Annotated in this window: 23 protein-coding genes; 13 read left to right on the top strand and 10 right to left on the bottom strand. The window is 41.1% G+C overall.

All coding sequences use genetic code 11. The features are described from left to right. Window positions 1-15 precede the first annotated feature (15 nt). From NSS92_RS09465 to NSS92_RS09455, 3 genes are all read left to right on the top strand, one after another. A complete protein-coding gene (locus NSS92_RS09465; RefSeq protein WP_340867475.1) occupies window positions 16-2,802 on the top strand; it encodes an ATP-binding protein in 2,787 nt (928 codons plus the stop codon). Window positions 2,803-2,864: 62 nt separating this feature from the next. Next, window positions 2,865-3,812, top strand: a complete 948-nt coding sequence (yhaM, locus tag NSS92_RS09460; protein ID WP_267585932.1) for a 3'-5' exoribonuclease YhaM — start codon at window positions 2,865-2,867, stop codon at window positions 3,810-3,812. Between the two features lie 116 nt (window positions 3,813-3,928). Next, window positions 3,929-4,159: a sporulation YhaL family protein gene (locus NSS92_RS09455; protein ID WP_041089925.1), complete on the top strand. Its 231-nt coding sequence runs from the start codon at window positions 3,929-3,931 to the stop codon at window positions 4,157-4,159. A gap of 53 nt (window positions 4,160-4,212) precedes the next feature. Here NSS92_RS09455 and NSS92_RS09450 read toward each other — a convergent pair whose 3' ends face one another. Then, entirely contained in the window at window positions 4,213-5,097 is an 885-nt protein-coding gene (locus NSS92_RS09450; RefSeq protein ID WP_267585933.1) for a peptidylprolyl isomerase, read from the bottom strand. Window positions 5,098-5,258: 161 nt separating this feature from the next. Here NSS92_RS09450 and NSS92_RS09445 point away from each other — a divergent pair, with 161 nt between their 5' ends. Beyond that, window positions 5,259-5,345, top strand: a complete 87-nt coding sequence (locus NSS92_RS09445) for a YjcZ family sporulation protein (protein WP_008361129.1) — start codon at window positions 5,259-5,261, stop codon at window positions 5,343-5,345. Window positions 5,346-5,490: 145 nt separating this feature from the next. Beyond that, window positions 5,491-5,580: a YjcZ family sporulation protein gene (locus tag NSS92_RS09440; RefSeq protein WP_017360317.1), complete on the top strand. Its 90-nt coding sequence runs from the start codon at window positions 5,491-5,493 to the stop codon at window positions 5,578-5,580. A gap of 51 nt (window positions 5,581-5,631) precedes the next feature. On the opposite strand, the gene NSS92_RS09435 is transcribed toward NSS92_RS09440, so the two are convergent. Continuing rightward, window positions 5,632-5,817, bottom strand: coding sequence for a hypothetical protein (locus NSS92_RS09435; protein WP_072368131.1), 186 nt, complete (start codon window positions 5,815-5,817; stop codon window positions 5,632-5,634). Window positions 5,818-5,899: 82 nt separating this feature from the next. After that, window positions 5,900-6,421, bottom strand: coding sequence for a DUF3267 domain-containing protein (locus NSS92_RS09430; RefSeq protein ID WP_340867467.1), 522 nt, complete (start codon window positions 6,419-6,421; stop codon window positions 5,900-5,902). 233 nt (window positions 6,422-6,654) lie between these two features. On the opposite strand from NSS92_RS09430, the gene NSS92_RS09425 reads away from it, so the two are divergent. Beyond that, window positions 6,655-6,999 carry a YhaI family protein gene (locus NSS92_RS09425; RefSeq protein ID WP_267585935.1) on the top strand — a complete coding sequence of 115 codons (345 nt, stop codon included), beginning with the start codon at window positions 6,655-6,657 and terminating at the stop codon, window positions 6,997-6,999. Here the strand turns inward: NSS92_RS09425 and NSS92_RS09420 are convergent. Then, the gene (locus NSS92_RS09420; RefSeq protein ID WP_048238392.1) at window positions 6,977-7,597 is read right to left on the bottom strand and encodes an HTH-type transcriptional regulator Hpr; all 621 of its coding nucleotides are present in this window, start codon (window positions 7,595-7,597) and stop codon (window positions 6,977-6,979) included. The two genes, NSS92_RS09425 and NSS92_RS09420, sit on opposite strands and share 23 nt — an antisense overlap. A 187-nt stretch (window positions 7,598-7,784) precedes the next feature. Beyond that, on the bottom strand, window positions 7,785-8,141 hold the full coding sequence (locus NSS92_RS09415; RefSeq protein WP_048238393.1) for a YtxH domain-containing protein: 357 nt from the start codon (window positions 8,139-8,141) through the stop codon (window positions 7,785-7,787). A 128-nt stretch (window positions 8,142-8,269) separates the two neighbouring features. Between NSS92_RS09415 and NSS92_RS09410 the strand changes: the two genes are divergently transcribed. Continuing rightward, entirely contained in the window at window positions 8,270-8,461 is a 192-nt protein-coding gene (locus NSS92_RS09410; protein ID WP_041117013.1) for a hypothetical protein, read from the top strand. A 49-nt stretch (window positions 8,462-8,510) separates the two neighbouring features. Here NSS92_RS09410 and NSS92_RS09405 read toward each other — a convergent pair whose 3' ends face one another. From NSS92_RS09405 to NSS92_RS09395, 3 genes are all read right to left on the bottom strand, one after another. Further along, window positions 8,511-9,029, bottom strand: coding sequence for a tryptophan transporter (locus NSS92_RS09405; RefSeq protein WP_024425455.1), 519 nt, complete (start codon window positions 9,027-9,029; stop codon window positions 8,511-8,513). Window positions 9,030-9,156: 127 nt separating this feature from the next. Then, window positions 9,157-10,236: a 3-phosphoserine/phosphohydroxythreonine transaminase gene (serC, locus tag NSS92_RS09400; RefSeq protein ID WP_267585937.1), complete on the bottom strand. Its 1,080-nt coding sequence runs from the start codon at window positions 10,234-10,236 to the stop codon at window positions 9,157-9,159. 160 nt (window positions 10,237-10,396) lie between these two features. Beyond that, a complete protein-coding gene (locus NSS92_RS09395) occupies window positions 10,397-10,825 on the bottom strand; it encodes an HIT family protein (protein WP_024425457.1) in 429 nt (142 codons plus the stop codon). A 486-nt stretch (window positions 10,826-11,311) separates the two neighbouring features. Here NSS92_RS09395 and NSS92_RS09390 point away from each other — a divergent pair, with 486 nt between their 5' ends. From NSS92_RS09390 to NSS92_RS09380, 3 genes are read left to right on the top strand one after another with little or no spacing between them, the layout of a single operon-like run. Continuing rightward, window positions 11,312-12,052 (top strand): ABC transporter ATP-binding protein, encoded by a 741-nt coding sequence (locus tag NSS92_RS09390; RefSeq protein ID WP_073979228.1) that lies wholly within the window; start codon window positions 11,312-11,314, stop codon window positions 12,050-12,052. Continuing rightward, the gene (locus NSS92_RS09385) at window positions 12,045-13,265 is read left to right on the top strand and encodes an ABC transporter permease (protein WP_340867458.1); all 1,221 of its coding nucleotides are present in this window, start codon (window positions 12,045-12,047) and stop codon (window positions 13,263-13,265) included. Before NSS92_RS09390 ends, NSS92_RS09385 begins: the two co-directional genes overlap by 8 nt. A gap of 51 nt (window positions 13,266-13,316) precedes the next feature. Next, a complete protein-coding gene (locus tag NSS92_RS09380; RefSeq protein WP_340867456.1) occupies window positions 13,317-14,024 on the top strand; it encodes an EcsC family protein in 708 nt (235 codons plus the stop codon). Between the two features lie 28 nt (window positions 14,025-14,052). Here NSS92_RS09380 and NSS92_RS09375 read toward each other — a convergent pair whose 3' ends face one another. After that, window positions 14,053-15,240 (bottom strand): M20 family metallopeptidase, encoded by a 1,188-nt coding sequence (locus NSS92_RS09375; RefSeq protein WP_340867454.1) that lies wholly within the window; start codon window positions 15,238-15,240, stop codon window positions 14,053-14,055. 282 nt (window positions 15,241-15,522) lie between these two features. Here NSS92_RS09375 and NSS92_RS09370 point away from each other — a divergent pair, with 282 nt between their 5' ends. Continuing rightward, window positions 15,523-15,675 carry a hypothetical protein gene (locus NSS92_RS09370; protein ID WP_224426392.1) on the top strand — a complete coding sequence of 51 codons (153 nt, stop codon included), beginning with the start codon at window positions 15,523-15,525 and terminating at the stop codon, window positions 15,673-15,675. A gap of 64 nt (window positions 15,676-15,739) precedes the next feature. Here NSS92_RS09370 and NSS92_RS09365 read toward each other — a convergent pair whose 3' ends face one another. Further along, window positions 15,740-16,225 carry an antibiotic biosynthesis monooxygenase family protein gene (locus NSS92_RS09365; RefSeq protein ID WP_024425462.1) on the bottom strand — a complete coding sequence of 162 codons (486 nt, stop codon included), beginning with the start codon at window positions 16,223-16,225 and terminating at the stop codon, window positions 15,740-15,742. A gap of 127 nt (window positions 16,226-16,352) precedes the next feature. Here NSS92_RS09365 and NSS92_RS09360 point away from each other — a divergent pair, with 127 nt between their 5' ends. Then, entirely contained in the window at window positions 16,353-18,488 is a 2,136-nt protein-coding gene (locus tag NSS92_RS09360; RefSeq protein ID WP_267585941.1) for a transglycosylase domain-containing protein, read from the top strand. A 124-nt stretch (window positions 18,489-18,612) separates the two neighbouring features. Further along, window positions 18,613-19,671, top strand: coding sequence for a uroporphyrinogen decarboxylase (gene hemE / locus NSS92_RS09355; protein WP_111290207.1), 1,059 nt, complete (start codon window positions 18,613-18,615; stop codon window positions 19,669-19,671). The last annotated feature ends 3 nt before the right edge of the window (window positions 19,672-19,674 follow it).

The raw sequence follows: 19,674 nt of genomic DNA, 5'->3' as shown, positions 1-19,674 counted from the left end.
AAAAGGAGAGGTATGATGAAAATACGTTCACTCCATATAGCGAATTTCGGGAAATTTTCAAATCGAACCTTTCACTTTTCTGATGACGGTTTTCAGCTAGTTTACGGCCTGAATGAATCGGGGAAAACGACATTGAAGGCGTTTATTGAGTCGATGTTATTTGGTTTTTCAAAAAACAAGATGTACAAGCCGAAACAAGGATCTTTTTATGGAGGGTCCCTCACTTGCTTAGATGAGGAGTTAGGTGTCATTCACATTGAGAGATCGTCCGATCGAGGCGGTCAAGCACAGGTGTTTTTACCGAATGGTGAAGTGAAAGACGAAGCATTTATACGGACTCTTTTAAAGGGAACGGATCGCAGATTATTCCAATCAATCTATTCATTTGATGTGTTTGGATTGCAAAATGTCCAAGCCTTAAACGAAGATCAAATCGGTGAATTCCTCCTTTTCTCAAGTTTATTTGGCTCAGATGCGGCCTCCAAGATGGATAGCAGGCTGCTTAAGCAGCAGGAGCAGCTGTTTAAACCAAATGGACGCAAGCCGGAATTAAACCAGCAGCTTGATCGTTTAAAAGAGCTGACTGGCCAGCTGAAACAAGCTAGATTGGCAGAAGGCCGTTATACAGAAAAAAAACGGGAGCATTCCGAATTAATAGAGAGTATCGCAGCGCTTCAAAAGGAAATGAAGCAGACAGAAGAACAGATTCAGCAATTAAATGAACACATTCGACTTTATCCCATGATAGAGAAGAAGATGGAGTTAAAAAAAGAATTAGCCCGTTATCCAGAACGAGTCAAACGCTTTAGAGCAGAAACAGAGCATGAATTGGATAAATTAGAATCACACCTTCACCCGAAAAAGGCTCAAATGACTGCACTAAAGCAAAAATTAGATCATTTGCAAACCTCGCTGGCACAAGTTCAACCGCTTCATGACAAGGATACGTTACTGGAGATGAAGCGTGTCGTTGATGAATCATCTTATGCTGAACTTGTCAAAAATCGCTTAGCAGAATGTAAAGCAGAACGTGATTCATTGAAACAAAAAATGGACGAAGCCGCAGCGAAGCTGAAGTGGCAGCGTTCAGTCAAGCTCGAACAGATCGACGACTCCCTTGAATTTGAGTGGGAATTAAAGGAGGCTGTCAGCCAATACGTTCGTTTAATGGACAGAAAGGCACAGCTGGATGACCGGTTTGATCATGCAAGACATGAGCTTGAAGAAGCAGAAACCGCTTTAAAAGGATTAAAGGAACAGCAGGCCAAATCACATAGTACAGTGGAAACTGGGGGGACAAGAGCAAAAGAGAAACAGGTTCATTCCCGGGCGTGGTTATTTCCTGTGATGGTGATGTTTGATGCTGCATTTCTGCTTGTCCTCTTCTTTTTAACAGAGTGGTGGGTTACTTTCTTATTTGCGGGATTTTCTGTTTTTGTCTTCTTTGCTATTTACCCATTTTTGAAATCAACACAGGTGAAACAGGGAAGCGGCATGGGAACATTCGATTCCTTCCAAGTACAGGCAGCTTCAGCTGAAACGCTTGTGAGGCAGAAGGAGCTTTTGTACGAAAGGATCATCCGGCAATATGAAGACTGGGAGAAGGAGCTGGAACCTGTCCAGCAGCAAGTAGAGGAAAAGAAAAGACAGCTGGGCTTGTCCTCAGAGCTTTCTTTCCTAGTAGAAGCCTTCCTTATCCTGAAGCAATTAAAAACGGATACAGCGGGATATGAGGAGCTTAGCCGGGAAATAGACGAGCTTGCCGGCCAGCAATCCAACTATGAGCACAGGGTGGAAGCATTAAGCAGTCTTCTTCAACGAAAGGAAGGCACCATTCAAGAGAATATCTCGGCCTTTCAAGAGATATTGAAAGAGGAGGCGAAAAGAGAAAAAGAACGTCAGACATTGGATGTATCGATTCAACATGTGAAGCAGCAGCTCACGACGCTAGAAGGGGAAATTGACTATTACGAAAAACAAACTGACGCGCTTTTTCGTCAAGTAGAGGCAGAGTCCAAAAAAGATTACCAAATTCTTTCTCATCTATCGAAAGAATATCTGGAACGGCTTTCCCATTTGCAGCAGCTGAATCAAGAGCTGCATAGAAGCGGCTGCTTTGATGAGGAAGAATCGATTGTTCGCAAAGGATTGCGTCTTCTTGAAGAGGATTGTGCGAAAGCGAAGAAGCACCTGAATGACGTACAATTGAATATAGCGAATATGGAAAAACGCCTGGCAGAACGAGCAGTGGAAATCCGGCAAATAGAAGCTTCAGGTACGGTATCTGATTTGACTCATCAGCTTGCAGCTGAGCAGGAGCATGCACAGCACCTTGCGAAAAAATGGGCGGCGATTCAGCTTGTCCGCTCCGTCATTCGAGAAAAATTGAATGAGCATAAAGAAACAAGGCTGCCGGCACTGCTGCAAACAGCTTCCCGCTTTATTCAGCCGTTAACGAATGATCGATATGAAGCCATTTTATTTTCACCCGAAGATGACCGGCTGATAGTGAAAAGGAAGGATGGACGAATCTTCCGCCCAGAGGAGCTCTCACAGGCAACATGTGAACAAGTCTATCTGGCCATTCGTTTTGCACTCGCCTTGTCTCATCAGCAGGAGTGTCAGCTTCCGTTTATGATGGATGACAGCTTCGTTCATTTTGATCATGTTCGTCTAGGAAGAGTGCTGGAGTTGATGAATGAACTCACTCGTTTTGAAACACAGCTGTTTTATTTCACTTGTCATCAGCATATGACACAGGCAGCAGAACATGGACAGATTACGAGTTTAGCAGTTGAATGATTGACAAATAATGACTTATGTTATACTTATATGAGCAGAAACATGGAAGGAGCTTTTATTGAATGGCTAAAGGGATCATGACCTATGATGTCGGCGAACAAGTTGACCTGCATTTATTAATTAAATCATCTACTAAAGGAATTGCGAGTAATGGCAAACCATTTTTAACGCTCATTCTTCAAGATCAAAGTGGAGATATTGAGGCGAAACTATGGGATGCAAAGCAGAATGATGAACTCACCTATGCCCCGCAAACCATCGTGAAGGTAGTAGGCGACATTCATCATTATCGCGGGAGGAATCAGCTGAAGCTTAGGAATATACGCCCTGTTGCTGAAAACGAGCAAATTCGAATTGATGACTTTCTCGAAACAGCTCCTATTCCAAAACACGATATGATGGATACGATCATGCAATATATTTTTGATATGAAAAACCCTAATATTCAGCGTGTTACAAGGCATTTGCTGAAGAAATATGGACAGGAATTTGCTGATTATCCAGCAGCGACAAAAAATCATCACGAATTTGTCTCTGGACTCGCCTACCACGTCGTGTCCATGCTGCATTTAGCAAAATCCATTGTTGACCTATATCCATCACTAGATCGAGATCTTTTATATTCAGGCATCATTCTTCATGATTTAGGGAAAGTCAAAGAGCTTTCGGGTCCAGTCTCCACCACATATACAGTGGAAGGGAATTTAATTGGCCACATTTCCATTATGGTGACAGAAATTGCGAAAGCGGCGGAAGAGCTTAGCATTGATTCAGAGGAAATTTTGATTTTACAGCATTTAGTCCTGAGTCATCATGGAAAAGGAGAGTGGGGCAGCCCGAAACCACCAATGGTGAAAGAAGCTGAAATTCTACACTATATTGATAATTTAGATGCGAAAATGAACATGATGGATCGTGCGCTTGAGCATGTGAAACCAGGAGAATATACAGAACGTATTTTTGCACTTGAGAATCGTTCGTTTTATAAACCAACCTTCCATCACGAATAATCATGTCAAAACGTCCGTTTATGCGGGCGTTTTTTTCATAACTTGTCTTCTTTTCGCATAAGCATGTAACACAAAGGAAGAGAGGAATGTCCTTAAGAAAAGGAGGCGATGAAAAAATGTTGTTTTTTCCGTGGTGGGTGTATGCATGTATTATCGGCATTATTTTCTGTGCGTATAAATTAATGACAACAGCCAAAGAGGAGCAAGAAATTGATCAATCCTTTATTGAAAAGGAAGGAGAAATTTTTATCGAGCGAATGGAACAGGAAAGAGAGCGCAGACGTCAGGATCAGCAGGTGAAAAGATCACAGGATACTGCGGCACATGAAGATCATTCGATTGCTTAATCTTGTCATACAAAAACCCCTCTGCACGATGACGGCAGAGGGGTTTTTTGTGATTACTGGTTTTGTTGAGGCTGCTGATTTTGTGCAGGCTGTTCAGATTTTTCTTTGAACGTTTTTTGAAGCTCTTTATCTTTTACTTTCACATCAGCATCTTTTACCAATTTGTTTAAGATGGTTTGAATTTCATTTGTGTCTGCTTGTTTTTGGTCAAGCAGTTCTTTTTTCAAGTCTGCTTTCATGTCATCGTATTTACCGCGTTCTTCGGTCTTTTTAATGATATGGTAGCCGAATTGGGATTTCACTGGTTTGCTGATTTCATTTACTTTCAGTTTGAAAGCAGCTTTGCTGAAGTTCTCGTCCATTTGGCCTTCTTTTGCGAACCAGCCTACATCGCCGCCTTGTGCTGCTGAAGCGGTATCAGTTGAATATTCAGAGACAAGGGCATCCCATTTTTCACCTTTATCTAATTTCTTTTCCACTTCGTCCGCTGTTTTCTTATCAGCTACTAAAATGTGGCTTGCACGGATTTTCCCTTTAAGGTCATCGTAATATGCTTTTACTTCTTTATCAGTGATTTTGATGTTAGCTTTGGCAGCCTTTTGAGTCAGCAGCTCATATTTCACTTGATCTTTGATGTAATCCTTACCAAATTCATCTTGAAGCTGTTTTAAACGATCTTCACCAAGTGACTTTTTATATTCTTCCAATTTCTTATCGATTTCTTTATCGGATACTTTGTATTTGTCATCAAGAACCTTTTGTTGAACAAGTAGGTTTAAAGCATCTCCACCTGCTTGTTTCTTAAGAGTTGTATAAAGTTCTCCTTTTGTGACATCTCCTGATTTTGTTGTTGCGATCACATCTTTATCACCGCTACTGCATGCGCCAAGAGTTAAAACACTTACTGCTGTTACAGCTGCTAAAGCCATTTTTTTCATTCAAAAAACACTCCTAATCTTTCCAATTTATTTATCATTGCTTGTATCATAACATATTGTGACATGCTGTAAAAAGAAATGCAAATGGAAGGGCATTCGTCTAGTCAAAAAATTGCGCGCGACATACACATATAGTGATCACAAAAAGGAGGCTGAATTATATGGGAGCAGGATATTCTAATGGGTTTGCTTTATTGGTCGTGCTATTCATTTTGCTGATCATCGTTGGTGCAGCATATCTTTACTAATTAAATTGCTGTGACAGAAGGGAGCCGTCCTGCCATGCGTGAGGGCGGTTCTTTTTTCAAACGATGACAGGTGCCTAAACGTTTTTTATTTTTCTGCATACACTGAGCTTAGAACAGAGGAAGAACTGGCAGGAGGTGTTTTCACATGGGAGGAGAAGTCTTTGCAGGCGGTTTTGCACTAGTCGTCGTATTATTCATCTTATTGATCATCATCGGTGCATCTTGGATTTGCTAATGAAAATATACACAAAAAGCTGCCCTCAAACTGGCAGCTTTTGCTTTGATCTTAAATAGAAATGGTAATTTCAACAAATGATGAGATAAGTAAGATCAGTATCGATACATTGATAAAGCGAAACACCTTATCTTGCCGTTCTTCAGGAATCTCTCTGACAAGGCATAATGTATTAGTAAGCCTGTTTATTGAATACACAATAAACGCGGCAAAGACGATGAAGTAAAATAAAACTATCGGAGATCCCCCCTCTCTATGCTATTCCCATACTACATTACCAAATTTTTTATGAAAAAGATAGAAGTTGGCTTTAAAAACCTCATGATGAGGAAGTTTGGTCAACTAAAATATCAAACTCGTCTTGAGCTTGATCAATGATGCAGGATTTAGGTGCTTTGAGCAGCTTCCATGCAAATAAAAAGTCAGGCAAACAATAGCCTGCATGTATACTTGCGATGATGATAAAATAGTGTGCGTACATGGGAAAAGCCGCGCCTAACACAAAGTATACCGGTGAGATGACACAAAACGGGCTGAGAAGTGAAAAAAGCATCACTTTCTTAGGCACGCGCTGCCAGCAATTTCGTTTCATAAATAGCGTCATTTTTTTCTTATTTTTCATCACTGGGATCAAGTGAACCACACGGTGGACAAGCAATGTCACAAGTAAGAGCACGGCAAAAAGCGGTGCGTTATGGCTGCTTAGCCTCGTTTCAGGATGAGTCAGTTGAAAACATAAAAATGCCATAATGAAAAAAAGGATAGTAAGACTTATGGCTGAAATCATCATTCTCGTATAACCATAATCCTTTTCAAGATTAATGGTCTTCCAACAATTCATTTTTCATCCTTCCAATCTAAAAATCGAATTGAATATCTCAAGATAATTTACTCTTCCTGAGGATAAAAATCAATGGTTTTGATGAAAAAAAAATAAAATGCTGCCTTCAAATGGAATAAAGAGAGGAAACTTTGGGTTTTTCAAGAAAAAAGAACAGAAGGGGGAGGTTCGTCTCTTTCGTCAATGAGTAATTTCGGCTAAAATAGAAGGACTAAGAGAAAGAGGGAACGTACATGAGTATTGAGGAACGAATGAGCCAGCTTGAATATTATATGGAACTTTTATTGACGACAGCCGATATGAGCCGTTATCCATATTATGCGTTATTGATCAGGCAGCGTGTAACGAAAGAAGAGGCAGAGGAAATTGAGCGTATTTGTGCTGAGCTTTCAGAGGAAATGGATAAGCAAAAAGCACAAGGCTACGTCATGTTTGACGATCTCCTTGCGCTCTTTGCGGGACAGTTAATTGAAAAGCTGGATGTTCATGAGACGATATTTGCTTTGCATGATCAAGGGCTGTTTCAGCCGCTAATGAATGAATTTATAAAGATCATTAAACAATTTGATTTGTTTTAGCCGCTTTTTCTGCTGCCTCAGCTGAGTCTTCAAGTTCCTCAGACTTTTTCGTGACTTTTCCTCGCTCATTCAAAAAGTCTTTCTCAATGTTTGAAAACGATTTCTCAAAAATCTCCATGAAATCCTCACCATAAATGTTTCGGATGATACACATCATTTCTAAAATCTCAGGGAACTTTCCGTAAATGTCATGAAGCGGCTGTGCGCCTTTGACAATACCAGTTCGGGCCGGGTCATAATCTTCGAGTAGTTTATGGAATGTCTCTTCGCCTTTTGGCGTTAGCTCAATATACGTATTGCGTTTATCGTTTAACTTTTTAGAAAATTTTAAAAATCCTCGTTCCTCCAGTTTCTTGGAGAAGTTAAACGCCGTTGATACATGCATGACGCCAAACTTTGCAATTTCTGATATTGAAGCTCCTTTTAACTGATACGCAATCCACAAAATATGATGTTCATTGATATTTAGGTTATACGGTTTGATCCACTGCTGCCAGTCCTTTTCAATGGATTTCCAAAGAGCTTTGCTCAATTGGGCCATTCTTTGACTGAATAAAAGTGCTTCTTTTACATCGAAAGGCTGTTCCGAATGATTCATCCATTTCACCTACTTCTCTTTTTCTTGTAATTCTATTATGCCAATAAAATAAAGATTAATAAAGCTGAAAATTCAAGAATTTTTAAAAGTCATGAAAAACATTGACAAAATAACCTTTTTTCAACAAAAAAAGTGCGGGATACGCACCCCGCACACTTTTGTAAACGAATATTTTTTTGTGAGTATATTAGTTTTGTAAGGTTTTCTCCAGTTGTTTGAGCTTTTCCTCAATTTCCTGAATTTCCTTTTGTAAGTCCTGCTGATGAGGTTTGATTTCTTCGCGCCATTGCTGAATCGATGTTTGCAATTCAGACCCGACTTCTTTAATAACCTCTGCGCTTTCTTTTGCTGTTTCCACAATTTGCTCTTTTAAAGCTTGTCCATCTCTTTTTAATTTTGTCAGCGTATCTTCGAATTTGTCATAGCCGTCTTTCATCTTTCCGCGCACATCTCTGCCAGAAGAGGGAGTCGTCAGGAGCACTGCCGCACCTCCGAGGAGACCGCCTACAAATAATCCTGTTAATAAAGAACGTCCACTAGCCATTCAAATCACCTCTAATCAAATTTTACACATTCGCATGTTCTTTCTGAGCTGACGATCAGCTTCATTGAACTTCCATACATAGCTTGCTTTATTTTAGCATACTTTTGAAGAAAAGGGAGGGGAGAAGGTTGTCTGTCTTTCTGTTCGTTTTTATGTGTATCGGCATCGTTTTTACAGTTGGTTCTATTCATTATGCAAGACAGCTTGGGTATGCAGGGTCTTATCCGCCAAAACATGTATTAAAGCAAAAAGCACTTGTGTGTGCGGCAGGTGCAGGGATTTCGCTCCTCATTTTGCTGCTGACCCTTTTTCTTTTATAAAAGCATGAAAAAAACCTCTTCATCTATCATGAAGAGGTTCGGTTATTCGTTAAGCAACTTCTATCATTCTTGCACGTCTCAGAATGGACTGAGCAATTGGGAAGACAAATACCATAGCAATGGTATTAATCACGGCTGCTGGCAGGACCACGCCCACAAGAAGTGCCGGTAATGCAGCTGGCAGTCCAGTGATCAGTAAAGCGGCAGATAGGAAAATCACACCGGATACGATGGTTCCAATCGCAGTTAACACAGCGGTCAGCACCACTTTGTTCTTTATCTTCAAGCAAGATAGGAAAAGGGCTAGGAAGATAAAGGCTGTTACTGGCTTATCAATCATATTCGGAATTTGTCCGCCTGGAAATCCCGTTGTTAATGCAGAAATGACACCAGTCACTAGCGCAATCACGACGACATGCTGTACCTTTGGAAAAAGGATGATGCTTAAAAACATCATGACCAGCATCATATCAGGTTTCATTCCGAAAAAGATGGGCGGGAAAATCGTATGCAAAACAGCTCCCATTGCTGCAAGCAATGACATAATCACTAATTCTTTTGTTTTCATTTCTATGCTCTCCTCTGCTAAGCTCTTATAGGACTCTCCAATAATATGGCTCATCATTTATTGCAAGAGTCATGACTTTATATTTCTCGTTATTATAACAAATTTATTTCCCTATAGAAAAGCCTTTTTACTCATTTTCTTGCTGGAACTTTTTCATAAAGTCCGCAAGCTTTTGGCAGTCTTCAATTGAGACCGCATTGTAAATAGATGCTCTGCATCCACCGACAGAACGGTGGCCGGCAAGTCCAACCATTTGCTCTTGCTTCGCTTTTTCTACAAAGGATGACGTAAGTGCGTCATCGCGAAGAGTAAAGGTGACATTCATATGCGAACGGCTGTCAGCACGCGCATGTCCTTTATAAAAACCGCCGCTTTGATCAATTGTATCATAGAGAATGCCTGCTTTTTGTTCATTGCGTTTTTCCGCTGCTTCTACACCGCCAGCATGTTTGACATGCTCAAGGACAAGTGACAGCATATAAATCGCAAAAGTCGGTGGTGTGTGATAAAGAGAGCCAGCTTTTGCGTGGGTTGAATATTTTAATATTTTTGGCGTGCTGCTTTTCTCTTTCTCTAATAAACGTTTGCGCGCAATCACAATGGTGATACCAGAAGGTCCTAGGTTTTTTTGTGCCCCGGCATAGATGAAATCAAATGAAGAAACGTCTATTTTTTTGCTGAGAATATCACTGGACATATCCGCAATGAGCGGGAGTGACGTGTTCGGGAACGTTTTCCACTGAGTGCCGAAGATCGTATTGTTCGATGTGATGTGTAAGTAAGCGCCATCTGTTAAACCAGAAGCATCTACTTCTGGAATATACGAGTAGTTGTCGTCTTCACTTGAAGCAAGCACAGATGTCTTACCAAACCCTTTTGCTTCTGACAATGCTTTTTCAGACCAAGCACCTGTTTGAATGAAATGAGCTGTTTCGCCTTCATGTAAAAAGTTCATAGGAATCATCGCAAATTGAAGACTAGCTCCGCCTTGTAAAAAGAGGACTTCATAATCTTCGGGAATGTCCATCAGTTCCACCAAAAGCGCTTTTGCTTTATTGTGTACTTCTTCATATTCACCGCTGCGATGAGAAAGCTCCATCACAGACATCCCAGTTTGTTTAAAATCAACAAGTTCTTCCTGTGCTTTTTGAAGCACTTCTAGCGGCAGTGCCGCCGGACCAGCATTAAAATTCGTCGTTCGCTTCATCACAATCTCTCCCTATTTCTCGCGTTAATGGATCAAAAGATAAAACCATCCTATCACAAATTTGAAGCATTTGGACAAAAAAATTGAATCGTTCAAAATATCTTACTATTAAGAGGTGGCAGCGATGAAAAAGGGGGCAAAAATAAGAAAACCCCATCTGTTAAGATGAGGTAAGCCGCGTGTGGATGGCAGAAGAAATGTCTTTTAAATCCTCTGACGTGTATTGATCTTGATGTGATTTCCATACGGCACCAAAGCCATCCCCTTTGCCGTAACGCGGAATGATATGCATATGGTAATGGAACACCGATTGTCCGGCTTTTTCACCGTTGTTGTTCAGGAGGTTTAACCCAATTGGTTCAAACTCCTGTTTGATCGCCCTTGCAATTTTCGGAATCGCTTGAAAGTAGTGGTTAGACACTTCTGGTGTCATCTCATAGATGTTTTCTTTATGTATTTTCGGGATTACAAGGGTATGTCCTTTTGTTACTTGGCTGATATCAAGAAAAGCCAATACATGCTCGTCTTCATAAACTTTTGCACATGGAATGTCTCCATCAATGATCTTGCAAAAAATGCAGTCGCTCACGCCATGTCACTCCTCATTATTTTTCCTTTATCGTATCACAAAAAGAAGCAAAAAAGAAAACAGGACAAGCGAACTCCTTTGGTCGCTCATCCTGCTCCTGCAGAAGAAATGCTGATGCTTTCATTCGAATGCCTTTTGAATTCTCTATTTACTGAAATAAAGAATTCATATGCCTGCTATTTCTGCCGTAAACACCTCATTTGACGTTTTGGTTTGTCGTATACATATTGTATAGGACACAAAAATCAAGAATCAGTGAAGCAAAACAGAAGCTAAGGTTTTTAGATGAAAAACCAACTTGTCATGCGGTTCTTTGCCTTTAACAAACACCTCATTTACTTATTGGTCATCAAGTTCATTTCTTCTACATACATTATGATGACCAAAGCGCCTATTTTTTATTCATGACTCGTCTATAGGTAAACATTTCAAATTATCATTCGTTTTTGTTACTATAAAGGAAAAAAGAAAGAAAGGAACGAATTCATGTCCCTTCTCACTGTAAAAGATGTAACGGGTGGATATACGAAGAATCCCGTTCTAAAAAATATTTCATTTGAATTAGAAAGAAATCAAATCGTCGGTCTCATTGGCTTAAACGGGGCGGGGAAAAGTACAACCATCCGCCATATTATCGGGCTCATGAAACCGCATAAAGGTGTCATTGAATTGAATGGACGAACCCTTCAAGACGACCAAGAGGCGTATCGTTCACAATTTACGTTTATTCCTGAAACACCTGTTTTATATGAAGAATTAACGTTAAAAGAGCATTTAGAGCTGACAGCGATGGCTTACGGTCTATCAAAGGAACAATTAGACGAACGCCTGCCATCATTGCTGAAAGAATTTCGAATGGAGAAACGGCTGAAATGGTTCCCTGCTCATTTTTCAAAAGGAATGAAGCAGAAGGTCATGATTATGTGTGCATTTCTTGTGGAACCAGAGCTGTATATCATCGATGAACCGTTTTTAGGGCTTGATCCTCTTGCAATCAATGCACTGCTTGAACGGATGAATGCTGCGAAGAAAAGCGGCGCTAGTGTCCTGATGTCAACACATATTTTGGCGACAGCTGAACGTTATTGTGATTCCTTTATTATTTTGCACGAAGGGGAAATCAGAGCGAAAGGAACGCTGGCAGAGCTGAGAGAACAGTTCAATATGAGAGATGCGACACTCGATGATCTTTATTTGGAATTAACAAAGGAAGAAAGCTATGAGTAAAACAACGCAAACCATTTGGAAATCAAGATTAGAGGAACACGTACAGGAAACAAGAAAATACTTAAAATACATGTTCAACGATCATCTTGTCATTGTGCTCATTTTTTTCCTTGCAGGCGGAGCAAGCTGGTACAGCAGCTGGCTTAAACATATTCCGGCTCACTTCCCATCTTACTGGGTGATGGCAGTTGTTTTCTCATTAGTACTCACAAGCTCATACGTACGTACGTTGATTAAAGAAGCCGATCTCGTGTTCTTGCTTCCTTTGGAAGGGAAGATGGAGCCTTACTTAAAACAAGCTTTTAACTTTAGCTTCATTTCTCAGCTGTTTCCTCTCATTGCTGTATCCATTGTCGCACTTCCGCTTTATTCGGCGGTGTCTTCAGGAGGCATCACGGGGTATGTGCTGATACTTGCGCAAATGATTTTGATAAAGGGTCTTAATACAGCCATTCAATGGAGAATCACTTATTTTCAAGGAAAACACGTGAGATGGCTCGATGCAGCCCTTCGTTTTCTATTAAATGTGATGCTGATCTACACCGTCTTACAGGCAGCCTATGCGATTGCAATCGTTTTTTATCTTATCTACGGTGTCTATCTTGTCTACTTAACAAATGCAGTGAAAAAACAGCCCTTTCAATGGGAAATGCATATTTCAGATGAATTAAAACGGAAGCAGCGCTTTTATCGTTTGGCAAACTTATTTACAGATGTGCCTCACTTAAAGAAACAGGTGAAAAGAAGAGCATACATGGACTGGCTTATGAAGTTTGTTCCGTACGATCAGCGTAAAACTTTTTCTTATATGTATGTGAGGGCGTTTGTACGCTCAAATGACTATTTTGGTCTCGTGTTTAGATTAACGGCCGTGTTTGTCCTGATTATTTTGTATACAGGTGCAGCAGGCTGGGTGGGTGCATTACTTGTCTTGTTCACAGTATTTATCACAGGTGTACAGCTTGTGCCGTTAACGAAGCACTTTGCTCATCTTTCATTACAGGCACTTTATCCAGTTTCTCAAAAAGAAAAGGATCGAAGCTTTTTTGTTCTTGTCCGTAATGTGCTGATCATCCAATCAATCTTGTTGAGCTGTGCGGTACTTCCATCAGGAGGCTGGCAGGGAAGCGGACTTGCCCTTCTCATTTCTTTAGCATTTGTGCTTGTCCTCTTTAAGCCTTACGTACAAAGCAGGTTAAAAAAGATGAGATAAGTGGAGATATGTTTTACAGCGAGAATATGATGACATCAAGGAGGGAACCGGATGAATGCAGCTGAACGGGAGTTGTATGAAGAAGCCATTTTTTTTCAAACACGTTTTTTAAGAAAACCATCAAAGATCGAACGGTTTTCAAAAGGAGTTCAGCAGCAGGTGAACCGCCGAATTCCTGCTCAATTTCATCAAGTCATCACAAGTGCGGTCAAAACAATGGTTGAATCCACCGTATCAGGATCACACTTCACTTCATTTTCAGTGATTGATGAACAATTATCTATTGTAGAACGAAATGAACTGGCAAAGGATAAAGTTAAGTATTACCAAAAGGCGGCTGCCATCGAAGGGATTGGAACAGGTGCAGGCGGTTTATTCCTCGGAATGGCAGACTTTCCGCTGCTGCTAAGCATAAAGATGAAATGCCTTTATGAGCTGGCAAGTATATATGGCTTTGATTTATCTCAAAAGGAGGAAAGACTCTTTTTGCTCTGTATATTTCAACTCGCCTTTTCCAGCAGTGCACATCGCCAAAAAATGATGAAGATCATAGATGATTGGGAAACGAGCCGCGAGGAAATGGATTGGTACAGCTTTCAGCAGGAGTATCGAGATTACATTGATCTTGTGAAGCTGTTTCAATTAATGCCGGTCGTCGGAGCCGCTGTTGGCGGGGTGGCGAATCATCAGCTGACAGGACAGCTCGGAGATGTCGCACGCCATGTGTTTCACATGCGAATATTGAAAGAAATGAAATAGAAAAGCCGCTGATGACAGCGGCTTTTTTTTATTCATTGTAGGAAAGAACGGCGTTAGCGAGTACCTTTGCTGCGACAGGCATTGCTTTTTCGTTGATATCAAACTTTGGATGATGATGTGGATACACGTTCTGGCTGTTTTCGGGCATGGCGCCTGTGTAGAAGAAGGTACCAGGGACATGCTGAAGGTAGTAAGCAAAGTCTTCTCCGCCCATTTGGGTTTCCGCTTCTTTTACTTCTGTGACACCTTCTGTCTGGTTTGCGATGCCAGCAATATATTCAGTCGGCTTTGAATGATTTTTGACAGCAGGGTATCCTCTTACGTATTCATATGTGTAGGCAGCATCATGCATCTGGCACACCCCTTTTACCACCTGTTCAATTTCTCGTTCGATGATATGCCGTGCACTTTCTTCAAAGGATCGTGCAGTACCAGTTAAAACAGCTGAATCTGCAATGACGTTAAAGGCATTCTCCGCTACAAAACCTCCAACAGAAACAACAGCAGAATCAATCGGATTGACTTTACGGGCAACGACTTGCTGCAGGTTTGCGACGATTTGTGAACCGATGAGTACGGCATCTTTTGTTAAATGAGGCTGGGCGCCGTGTCCGCCTTTCCCTTGGACTTGAATGGAGAAACGATCGGCAGCTGCCATAAAGTTCCCGCTTTTATAAAGAATCGTGCCACAAGGCTCTGAAGACCAAAGGTGCGTACCGAATATCACATCGACACCGTCTAAACAGCCGTCTTCAATCATTGGTTTTGCACCGCCGGGAGCATATTCCTCCGCATGCTGATGAATGAGGACGATCTTCCCTTTTAATTGATCACGATGCGTATGCAAGATTTTTGCTAATACAAGAAGTGTCGCAGTATGCCCATCGTGACCGCACGCATGCATCACACCAGGCTTTGTTGATTTGTAAGGCACATCCTTTTCATCGTGGATGGGAAGTGCATCAAAATCAGCTCTGAGGGCAATGGTTGGCCCAGGAGAAGCTCCTTCAATAAAAGCGAGTACGCCATGGCCGCCCACCTGAGTACGTGTAGGGATTTGTAAAGTATCATAGTAGCTGGCGATGAAAGCGGCTGTTTCTTCTTCCTGAAAAGAAAGTTCAGGATTCATATGGAGATGGCGTCTAATTTCAACCATTTCCTCATAATGTTCATCAAGACGTTCATTGATGCTTTTTTGTAAAGTGGATATTGTCATTGAATCGAAAACCTCCTTCATGCTCTTTTACTGATTGTATGGTAATTGTTAGAATCTTTCAACAGAAGAGGATTTCGTGGTCAGTATCAAAAGGTCATTTTACATAAAAGTCGAAGTTGATAGAAGCAGGGAAAGGGAGGCGTAGCGTTGGGAAGCTGTCCGAATTGTTCAAAAACATTTTCTTTCGTCGAAAAATTTCATTTATCACATACGAAAATGATGATGTGTCCAAGCTGCCGGCATCAAATCAAAGAAACATTTGTCTCAAAAATGAGTTTTTTCATGATCTGCTTGATTCCGCTATTGGTGCTGTTGATTCAATTGAAAGGTGCTTCACCGATGTTGAAGTGGCCGGTCTTATTAGGTTGGATATTGCTGAATTTCTATGTGCTTCAGCCGATCATTCATCGGTACGAGCTAAAATCAAGCTCATAAAATGAAGAGCCCAGCGACTGGGCTTTTTTTGATGAAAAAAAGAAGTGCTGAGAGCAGCACTTCCTTAATTGTCTGTGACGGCATGGTAGGATGTGAGGTAAGCTGGACGAGAGAAAATGGAGCCTGTATCCTCGTGTGGCTGAAAGAATGCTTCTGATTCTTGAAAGTCTTGAAATAAGTCCTCTGATTCCCAAAGTGTCAAAATCAAATAAACTTCTTCATCTTTTTGAGGTCTTAAAACGCGAATAGCCTGGAAGCCGCGCTGATGTTCTGAGATGTTCGTCTTTTTCTGAAAGGTGGATTCAAACAGTGCTCTGCTTTCAAGCTTAACAGGGATATGATTCAAGGTGACGAAACCAGATTGGACAAGCTCGCCTTTCGCATAAATCACATCATAGGCATGAGGGGCTTTAAATACAGTCTCACCCTCCGTTTCATGAAAAAGAGCTGCTTGTTCTTTTCCAACCATATAAAGCAGATTTTCCAGATGATGTTTCTTTGCGATTTTATGCAAAAAATCTGCTGTTCCATATGTAATATAGAAATTCATCTAAACCGCCTCCTGCTTGATAGTATAACAAAAGAATGATATATAATTCTTTGGCAGTCAATCCATAAAACATATTATGAAGCAATACATCCCATACTATCCGTATAAAGGAATGAGGTGACCTAATTTGAAGAAAAAGAAGATAATCATTCCATTAGTCATTGCAGGAAGTACAATCGTACTCTCATTTATTGGCTATCTGACGATTTTATTTTTAGGACATTATGTCATAGATGAAAAGAAGCTTGTTTTTCACGCTTCCTCCAAAATCATTGATCAGAATGGAAAAGAACTCACAAGCATGTATTCAGAAAATCGGGACCCTGTGTCCTTAAAAGAAGTGCCTGATAAAGTAGCGAAAGCTTTTGTGGCTGTCGAGGACAAGCGTTTTTATGAGCATCACGGAATTGATGCACAGTCTATTTCAAGGGCGGTTTATCGAGATATATTAGCAGGAGGAAAGGTAGAGGGCGGCAGTACAATTACTCAGCAGCTTGCAAAAAATATTTTTCTCACAAATGACAAAACCTTTCTTCGAAAAACGAAAGAAGTCATTATTGCCATTAATTTAGAAAGAGATTATTCAAAGGATAAGCTGCTTGAGATGTATTTGAATCAGCTTTACTTCGGACATGGTGTTTATGGTATTCAGGCAGCGGCCAATTATTACTTTAGTAAGGATGTCAAAGATTTAACGGTCAGCGAAGGTGCTTCTCTCGCTGCAATGCCAAAGGCACCATCTTCTTACTCGCCTGTTTTACACCCTGATAAAAATAAACAAAGGCGGGACACCATCCTGAATTTAATGAACGAACAAGGGTATTTGTCTTCAACAGAAACAGTAGAAGCAAAAGGGAGAACACTAGGTATTCATTTGAAAAAGAAATCAGAAACCCCTTGGGTGGACAGCTATGTTGATCTCATCATTAAAGAAGCAGAATCAGAGTATGCCATTTCACATGAACAATTGCTTCAAGGCGGCTATACCATTACAGTTCCGATTGATATGAATCTGCAAAAAACCGCATATGATGCGATGAAGAACAACCGTTATTTCCCGGGAAAAAGCGGTTCTCCGGAAGGCAGCGCCGTATTTATTGATAACGAGTCTGGCGGAGTGAAAGCAGCCATCGGAGGACGAGAATACCAGGCAAGAGGCTATAACAGGGTGACGGCTGTTAGGCAGCCGGGATCTGTTTTTAAGCCGATCGCGGTCTACGGTCCGGCAATGCAGGAGAAAAAATTTAGACCTTATTCATTGCTTGAAGACAAAGAAAAAAGCTATGACGGCTATTCACCTAAGAATTACGATGGGCAGTATGAAGGCAGGGTTACAATGGTGGATGCCCTCATGAAAAGTAAAAATACTGCTGCGGTGTGGACGTTAAGCCAGCTTGGCATTGATACGTCGAAATCATATCTTGAGAAAATGGGGATAGATATCTCGGATAAAGGACTAGCCATGGCGCTTGGCGGTTTAGAAAAAGGGGTTTCTCCATTACAGATCGCTGGAGCCTTCCATACATTTGCAAATGAAGGCGTATATAAAAAGCCTTTCTTCATTCAGAAAATCACCAATGATGAAGGAGAAACTGTAGAAAAGAATCGTGGTCAGCAAGAACGAGTGTTTAGCGTGCAGAATGCTTGGAATATGACAAGAATGCTTCAGCAAGTTGTCAAAGGCGGGACAGCCCAGAGCGGTTCATACGCTGGAGATTTAGCAGGTAAAACAGGTACCACCACATATTCGGGTGTGAAAGGTGCAACAAAGGATGCTTGGTTTGCCGGCTATACGCCTAGTACGACGGGGGCGATTTGGATGGGGTATGACAAAACCGATAACAGCCACTATTTAACTGGGGGCAGTCAATACCCAGTGCAGCTGTTTAAAGATATTTTAACAGCAGCTCAAATCACCAATGAAACGTTTGAAAAACCAGAGGGGGTTAAAGAACTTCAATCTCCTATCCATTTAGAGGGACTATCAGGATTTGAAGCCCGCTATGCGTTTAAAATCAAAGGATTGTTTACATTAGAACTGTCTTGGGACAATCAGGAGGATAAACGCGTTGAATACCGTATCTATGAAAAGAGAAATGGAAGCGAGACGCTGATCGACACAGTGACAGGCGTGGGCAGCTATACAATGCCGTATGCCAATGTGTTTTCGAATGCAGAGTATAAGGTTGTTCCATATAATACCCAAACGCAAGAAGAAGGCGAAGGCAGTGAGTATGTCAAGCCAGAGGCTTTTGGACGTTAATATTCGGCGATTTTTTGAACATTGAGCCGCTTTAGTATACCGTTCCTTGAAAACACGGTATAGTAAAAGCAGTGTTTGAGCCTTATACAAAGAGAGTGTAAGGCGAAAGGTGGAATGAAAGGTAATGGGAAAAACGAAGGTTTTTAATGACACGTTCTTAAAGGCGTGTAAAGGGGAAAAAACAGACCATGTACCAGTTTGGTATATGAGACAGGCAGGACGCTCACAGCCTGAATATCGTGCCCTTAAAGAAAAATACGGGCTATTTGAAATTACGCATCAGCCAGAGCTATGTGCTTATGTAACAAGACTTCCTGTAGAACAATATGGTGTAGATGCCGCTATTTTATATAAAGATATTATGACCCCGCTTCCGGCTATTGGAGTGGACGTTGAAATTAAAAATGGAATTGGACCTGTGATTGATGCACCAATTCGATCAAAAGCAGATATCGAACGTCTTGGGGAACTTCATCCTGAAGAAGACCTGCCATATGTGCTTGATACCATTCAGCTTTTAACGAAGGAACAGCTGAATGTCCCGCTCATCGGTTTTGCTGGCGCACCATTTACGATGGCAAGCTATATGATTGAAGGCGGCCCATCTAAAAATTATCATAAAACAAAGGCACTGATGTACAGTGATCCTGAGGCATGGATGCTGCTCATGAACAAATTAGCTGATATGACGATCACGTACATACGCGCGCAGGTAAAAGCAGGGATCAGTGCATTTCAAATTTTCGACTCATGGGTTGGTGCTTTAAATGCAGCAGATTACCGGACATTCATTAAGCCTGTCATGCAGCGAATTTTCACAGAGCTGAAGTCTGAAAACGTCCCAATGATTATGTATGGAGTTGGTGCAAGCCATCTAGCGAAAGACTGGCATGACCTGCCGCTTGATGTGGTTGGACTGGATTGGCGTATGAGTGTAGACGAAGCGAGAAAAGAAGGGCTCACAAAAACGTTACAGGGGAACCTTGATCCAACAATTTTACTTGCTCCTTGGGAAGTCATTGAAGAAAGAGCAAAAGATATTTTAGATCAAGGAATGAAATCAGATCACTTTATCTTTAACTTAGGCCATGGGGTATTTCCTGATGTTTCACCAGATACGTTAAAGAAGCTGACAGATTTTATTCACGATTATTCAGCGAAACATAAAAAATCATCCATCTAAACT

It is taken from the genome of Bacillus sp. FSL M8-0166, assembly GCF_038008825.1.
Classification (GTDB): domain Bacteria; phylum Bacillota; class Bacilli; order Bacillales; family Bacillaceae; genus Bacillus; species Bacillus safensis.
This window is presented reverse-complemented; position numbering and strand designations above follow the sequence as displayed.

Excerpts from the sequence above, each read along its gene's own strand:
- NSS92_RS09385 (WP_340867458.1), top strand. The coding sequence starts at position 12,045 with ATGAGTAAAACAACGCAAACCATTTGGAAATCAAGATTAGAGGAACAC.
- serC (WP_267585937.1), bottom strand. The coding sequence starts at position 10,236 with ATGAAGCGAACGACGAATTTTAATGCTGGTCCGGCGGCACTGCCGCTA.
- NSS92_RS09380 (WP_340867456.1), top strand. The coding sequence starts at position 13,317 with ATGAATGCAGCTGAACGGGAGTTGTATGAAGAAGCCATTTTTTTTCAA.
- NSS92_RS09465 (WP_340867475.1), top strand. The coding sequence starts at position 16 with ATGAAAATACGTTCACTCCATATAGCGAATTTCGGGAAATTTTCAAAT.
- NSS92_RS09420 (WP_048238392.1), bottom strand. The coding sequence starts at position 7,597 with ATGAATCATTCGGAACAGCCTTTCGATGTAAAAGAAGCACTTTTATTC.
- NSS92_RS09440 (WP_017360317.1), top strand. The coding sequence starts at position 5,491 with ATGGGAGGAGAAGTCTTTGCAGGCGGTTTTGCACTAGTCGTCGTATTA.
- NSS92_RS09370 (WP_224426392.1), top strand. The coding sequence starts at position 15,523 with ATGATCTGCTTGATTCCGCTATTGGTGCTGTTGATTCAATTGAAAGGT.
- yhaM (WP_267585932.1), top strand. The coding sequence starts at position 2,865 with ATGGCTAAAGGGATCATGACCTATGATGTCGGCGAACAAGTTGACCTG.
- hemE (WP_111290207.1), top strand. The coding sequence starts at position 18,613 with ATGGGAAAAACGAAGGTTTTTAATGACACGTTCTTAAAGGCGTGTAAA.
- NSS92_RS09415 (WP_048238393.1), bottom strand. The coding sequence starts at position 8,141 with ATGGCTAGTGGACGTTCTTTATTAACAGGATTATTTGTAGGCGGTCTC.
- NSS92_RS09455 (WP_041089925.1), top strand. The coding sequence starts at position 3,929 with ATGTTGTTTTTTCCGTGGTGGGTGTATGCATGTATTATCGGCATTATT.
- NSS92_RS09405 (WP_024425455.1), bottom strand. The coding sequence starts at position 9,029 with ATGAAAACAAAAGAATTAGTGATTATGTCATTGCTTGCAGCAATGGGA.
- NSS92_RS09365 (WP_024425462.1), bottom strand. The coding sequence starts at position 16,225 with ATGAATTTCTATATTACATATGGAACAGCAGATTTTTTGCATAAAATC.
- NSS92_RS09450 (WP_267585933.1), bottom strand. The coding sequence starts at position 5,097 with ATGAAAAAAATGGCTTTAGCAGCTGTAACAGCAGTAAGTGTTTTAACT.
- NSS92_RS09430 (WP_340867467.1), bottom strand. The coding sequence starts at position 6,421 with ATGAATTGTTGGAAGACCATTAATCTTGAAAAGGATTATGGTTATACG.
- NSS92_RS09445 (WP_008361129.1), top strand. The coding sequence starts at position 5,259 with ATGGGAGCAGGATATTCTAATGGGTTTGCTTTATTGGTCGTGCTATTC.
- NSS92_RS09425 (WP_267585935.1), top strand. The coding sequence starts at position 6,655 with ATGAGTATTGAGGAACGAATGAGCCAGCTTGAATATTATATGGAACTT.
- NSS92_RS09390 (WP_073979228.1), top strand. The coding sequence starts at position 11,312 with ATGTCCCTTCTCACTGTAAAAGATGTAACGGGTGGATATACGAAGAAT.
- NSS92_RS09375 (WP_340867454.1), bottom strand. The coding sequence starts at position 15,240 with ATGACAATATCCACTTTACAAAAAAGCATCAATGAACGTCTTGATGAA.